General features: G+C 41.9%; 3 protein-coding genes and 1 pseudogene. All 4 read left to right on the top strand.

The genetic code is table 11. The annotated features are described in order from the left end of the window. A pseudogene (locus VB714_RS14340) lies at positions 1 to 191 on the top strand (hypothetical protein); the annotation flags it as partial. Positions 192 to 298: 107 nt separating this feature from the next. After that, positions 299 to 658 (top strand): hypothetical protein, encoded by a 360-nt coding sequence (locus tag VB714_RS14335; protein ID WP_323225282.1) that lies wholly within the window; start codon positions 299 to 301, stop codon positions 656 to 658. A 5-nt stretch (positions 659 to 663) separates the two neighbouring features. Next, positions 664 to 4,215 carry a transcription-repair coupling factor gene (gene mfd / locus VB714_RS14330; protein WP_323225281.1) on the top strand — a complete coding sequence of 1,184 codons (3,552 nt, stop codon included), beginning with the start codon at positions 664 to 666 and terminating at the stop codon, positions 4,213 to 4,215. Positions 4,216 to 4,221: 6 nt separating this feature from the next. Then, a partial coding sequence (locus VB714_RS14325; protein ID WP_323225279.1) for a cytochrome P450 occupies positions 4,222 to 5,483 on the top strand: 1,262 nt, incomplete at its 3' end.

Here is a 5,483-nt window from a genome sequence, read left to right as displayed (position 1 = left end):
GGGGAGATGGGGGAGGTGGGGGAGGTGGGGATGGTGGGGATGTTGGGGGAGGTGGGGGAGGTGGGGATGGTGGGGTTGTTGGGGGAGGTGGGGGTGGTGGGGATGGTGGGGGAGATGGGGAACAACGATTTGGTTCTGTCGCTTGTCTCTTATTATTGTCACCGATTGGTTGGCGATTTGGAGATAATTAAGACAATTTTGCCGGTAAGCGATCGCTTTATGGCTTGGGAGTAGTGCGATCGCACCAATATTCTGATAAAATCTAAGCATTAAATTTCAACAGTAGAGGAAAAAGCCAATGACAGTGGAACGTTGGACAGATCGAATGCTCGACGGGTTGGCATCAAGCGTCAGCGAAATGCGTGAAAGTATGAGCGAAATGCGTGAAGGTATGAGCGAAATGCGCGAAAGTATCAGCGAGGTGAAAGATAGCGTCGATGGTTTGAGAATTACAGTGCAGGCTTTGTTGCAAGTAGCTGCCCAAAGTCAACGAGATATGGAAGTTGTGAAACAAGAAATGGAAGTCTCGAAACAAGAGATAGAAATTGCGAAACAAGAAAGAGAGTTATTGAAACAGCGTCAATCTGAAAGTGATGAGCGGTTTAATGTTTTACTTGAAGAAATTCGCTATTTAATTCGACGAAATGAGGAAGAATAATCAATATGCCCTTATCTTCAGTCATTCGCACTCTAACCCGATCGCCTCTCACTCGCGAACTTTGCGCCAAACTCCAACAACAAAATATTCTGCAACTGAATGGCATCCCCCGCTTACCGAAAGGCTTGGTATCTTCGGCCTTGGCGCGATCGGCAGGAAAGAATCTCTTTGTTGTCTGTGCCACCCTGGAAGAAGCTGGGCGCTGGGCGGCTCAATTAGAGGCGATGGGTTCAAAAGACTTTTTCTTCTATCCCACCTCAGAAGCGTCCCCTTACGAGCCATTTGACCCGGAATCTGAGATGATTTGGGGGCAATTATCGGTTATTGGTGAGAAGGCAATAGGCAATGGGCAACAGGCAATAGAGGAAAGGCAACAGGGAACAGGCAACGGGCAAGAAAGTTTTGTTATTGTAACAACAGAACGAGCCTTGCAGCCTCACTTACCGCCGCCAGAAATATTTGCTTCTTATTGCTTAACTTTGGAAATTGGCATGACGATGAAGGCGAAAGACTGCGATCGCCAGTTGGTAAAGTTAGGTTATGAAAGAGTTTCTCTAGTGGAGACGGAAGGACAATGGAGTAGGAGAGGGGATATTGTTGATATTTTTCCCGTTTCTGCGGAACTTCCCCTGCGTTTGGAATGGTTTGGGGATGAGTTGGAAAAGATGCGGGAATTTGACCCAGCAACTCAGCGATCGCTGGATAAAATTGCAACTTTATCTTTAACTCCTACCAGTTTTTCTCCCATTATTGCCGACGCATTAAAAGATAAAGAAACAGGGAAATTGAGAGATCGCTTTGCCGCATATTTTACGCCAGAAGAACAGGAATTATTTGCAGTCGGAAGCTATCCAGAAGGAATGCGCCGTTTTCTAGGATTGGCGTTTGCAAAACCTGCTTCTTTATTGGATTATTTACCGGAAAATACACTGATTGCTATTGATGAGATTGAACAATGTCGCGCCCATAGCGATCTTTGGGTACACCATGCAGAAGAACAATGGAAAGCTGCAATTATAGATCGTCAAGAATTCCCGAAAAGTCACGCTTTTTTTGATGATACCATCAAGGCGATCGCGACTCAATTTCCGCGTTTATTATTATCGGAATTAGCAGAAGAAAAAACCCAATCTTCGATTCCAGTTGTTAATTTAGCCAGTCGCCCTCTTCCGACTACACCCCATCAATTTGCTAAGTTAGCAGAAATTCTGCGAGGAAAGCGCGAAATTTATCATGGCATGACCTTAAATCATTATACAACATGGCTCATTTCCGCTCAACCTTCTCGCTCTGTTTCCCTGCTTCAAGAACATGATTGTGCGGCACAATTTGTTCCTAACCCCAAAGATTATCCGGCGATCGATCGCTTGCACGTACAGAAGACAGCCGTTGCGGTAAAGTATTCCGGTTTGGCAGAATTAGAAGGTTTTATTTTACCGACTTTTCGCATTGTTTTAGTCAGCGATCGCGAGTTTTTCGGGCAGCATACTCTCGCCAGTCCAACCTATATTCGCAAGCGTCGTCGTGCAGCTTCTCAAAAAGTCGATGTTAATAAATTAGCACCTAAAGATTATGTCGTTCATAAGCATTACGGAGTCGGTCAATTTATTGGGTTAGAAACCCTAGAGTTACGAGAATATATTACCCTTAAATATGCCGATGGGATTTTGCGCGTCCCCGCAGATTCCTTAGATAATTTATCCCGTTTTCGACAAACGGGTACCGGGAAACCCGAACTTGATAAAATGACGGGGACAATGTGGACAAAGAGGAAGAATCGGGTTAAAAAAGCGATTAAGAAAATTGCTGTCGATCTTTTAAAACTTTACGCCAAACGCTCAAAACAGCAAGGTTTTGCTTATCCTGCTGATGCCCCTTGGCAAGAAGAATTTGAAGATTCTTTCCCCTACCAACCTACTCCCGATCAACTGAAAGCAGTACAAGATGTGAAGCGAGATTTAGAAAGCGATCGCCCGATGGATCGGTTAATTTGTGGAGATGTCGGATTTGGGAAAACAGAAGTCGCTATTCGTTCAATTTTTAAGGTTGTCACAACAGCAAATAAACAGGTGGCTTTTTTGGCACCAACAACTATTTTAACTCAGCAGCACTATCATACTTTAAAAGAACGTTTTTCTCCCTATCCCATTAATGTTGGTTTATTGAATCGTTTTCGCACAGCATCGGAAAGAAAAGAGATTTTACAACGCTTAAAAACAGGGGAACTTGATATTGTCGTGGGTACGCAACAACTTTTAGGAAAAGGAGTAGAATTCAAAGATTTAGGGCTTTTAGTAGTAGATGAAGAACAACGATTTGGAGTCAATCAAAAGGAAAAAATTAAATCTTTTAAGGCTGAAGTTGATGTCCTAACATTAAGTGCAACTCCGATTCCTCGTACTCTTTATATGTCTCTTTCTGGTATTCGCGAGATGAGCTTAATTACAACACCTCCTCCTTCTCGTCGTCCCATTCAAACCCATCTTTCCCCTTATAATCCTGAAGTGATTCGTACTGCCATTCGGAATGAATTAGATCGAGGAGGACAAATCTTTTATGTCACTCCCAGAGTCGAAGGAATTGAGGCAATTAGCGAACAGTTAATACGAATGATTCCCAGTGCAAGAATTGCGATCGCCCACGGACAAATGGAGGCTAATGAATTAGAGGCGACGATGCTTTCTTTTAATAATGGTGAGGCAGATATTTTAGTCTGTACCACTATTATTGAATCGGGTTTAGATATCCCTCGCGTTAATACTATTATTGTCGAAGATTCTCAAAAATTTGGCTTATCTCAACTCTATCAATTACGTGGAAGAGTTGGGCGATCGGGCATCCAAGCACACGCTTGGCTATTATATCCCCACAAGGGAGAACTATCCGATACAGCGCGGAAAAGATTGCGGGCAATTCAAGAATTTACCCAGTTAGGATCGGGCTATCAATTGGCCACCCGAGATATGGAAATACGCGGAGTCGGTAATATTTTGGGGGCAGAACAATCAGGACAAATGACCGCGATCGGTTTCGATCTTTATATGTCTATGTTACAGGAGGCAATTCAAGAAATTCAAGGGCAAGAAATCCCCAAAGTTGACGATACTAGCATAGACTTAAAACTGACGGCATTTATTCCCAATAATTACATTTTAGACTTAGAACAAAAGATGTCTGCTTATCGTGCAGTAGCGACGGCAACTTCTGCAAAAGAGTTAGCATATATTGAGGATGATTGGCGCGATCGCTATGGAAAAATCCCCGGTCCTGCACAACAACTGATCCAAGTTATTCGCTTAAAACAAATTGCCAAATCTCTTGGTTTTTCCCGCATCAAACCCGATGGAAAACAGCACGTTATCTTAGAAACACCCATGGAAGAACCCGCATGGCGATTGTTACGAGAAAATATTCCCAAACACTTAATTTCTCGCTTTGTTTATTCTCCCAAAAAAGTTACAGTACGTGGGTTGGGAGTGATGAAACCAGAAAAGCAATTAGAAAGTTTAATTGATTGGTTGGGGAGAATGCAGCAAAGTCTAATTAATGAGGAATAAGGAAACATGAAAAAATTAACAGCAACTCCTAAATCTCCTTATCTCGTTCAATTATTGAACTGGACTTTAAATCCTATTGAATATCTGGAAAAACTCTCCATCGAATTTGGTGATATTTTCCAACTGAGATTTTCCCCAACGCGATCGATTGTTTTGGTTAGCGATCCAGAAGGAATTGAAACAATTTTTGCATCAGACGAGAAATTATTTAATGCAGGAGGAAATGTTGTCTTGCGTCCCTTTTTAGGAGACAATTCTCTCTTGACATTATCGGGACAACGTCATAAACAACATAGAAAATTAATTATGCCTTCCTTTCATGGGGAGAGAATGAAATCTTATGGTGAGATCATCTGTCAGATTACTCGCGAAGTATTTGCAGAAATTCAATCTCAAACAACTTTTTCGACACGCGCAAAAATGCAGGAAATTACCCTTGAAGTAATATTACAAACAATTTTTGGCTTGCAGAAAGGTGGACAATATGATAATATCAAAGAGTTATTATTATCCTTCCTCAAAATATTTTCTTCTCCCTTGCGATCGCTTATAATTTTCTTTCCTATTCTCCAGAAAGATTTGGGGAAATGGAGTCCAGGAGGAAGAGTAATAGAAGGTCGAGAACAACTTTACCATTTACTTCAAGCTGAAATTGAAGAACGGCGCAAAAATCCCGATCTTCTCGGTGAAGATATTCTCAGTTTGATGATGTCTGCGAAAGATGAAAATGGAGAATCTTTAGAGGATCTCGAACTCAAAGAAGAAATGATTACATTGCTTTTTGCAGGTCACGAAACGACAGCCACCTCGTTAGCTTGGGCATTTTATTGGATTCATCGTTGTCCAGAGATTCGCGAGAAAATTCTGCAAGAACTTGAGACACTAGGAAACAATCCAGAACCCGATCTCATTGCCAAATTACCCTATCTAAACGCCGTTTGTAAAGAAACTTTAAGGATTTATCCAATTATCCCGATCGCCCTGCCGAGAACCAACAAATTTCCCTTAGACTTAATGGGTTATCATTTTGAACCTGAAACAAGATTTGCCCCTTGTATTTATCTGCTTCATCATCGAGAAGATTTATATCCCGATTCTAAACAATTTAAACCCGAACGGTTTTTAGAGTGTCAATATTCTCCTTATGAATATATTCCTCTTGGTGGGGGAAGGCGTCGTTGTATGGGCTATGCAATGGCACTGTATGAGATGAAATTAACGATCGCAACGGTTCCACAAAATCACTCCCTTGAACTCTTAGAAGCTCA

This window comes from Spirulina sp. 06S082, assembly GCF_034932145.1.
Lineage (GTDB): Bacteria > Cyanobacteriota > Cyanobacteriia > Cyanobacteriales > Spirulinaceae > CCY15215.
This window is presented reverse-complemented; position numbering and strand designations above follow the sequence as displayed.

Coding starts and splice junctions, on each gene's coding strand:
- mfd (WP_323225281.1), top strand. CDS start 664: ATGCCCTTATCTTCAGTCATTCGCACTCTAACCCGATCGCCTCTCACT.
- VB714_RS14335 (WP_323225282.1), top strand. CDS start 299: ATGACAGTGGAACGTTGGACAGATCGAATGCTCGACGGGTTGGCATCA.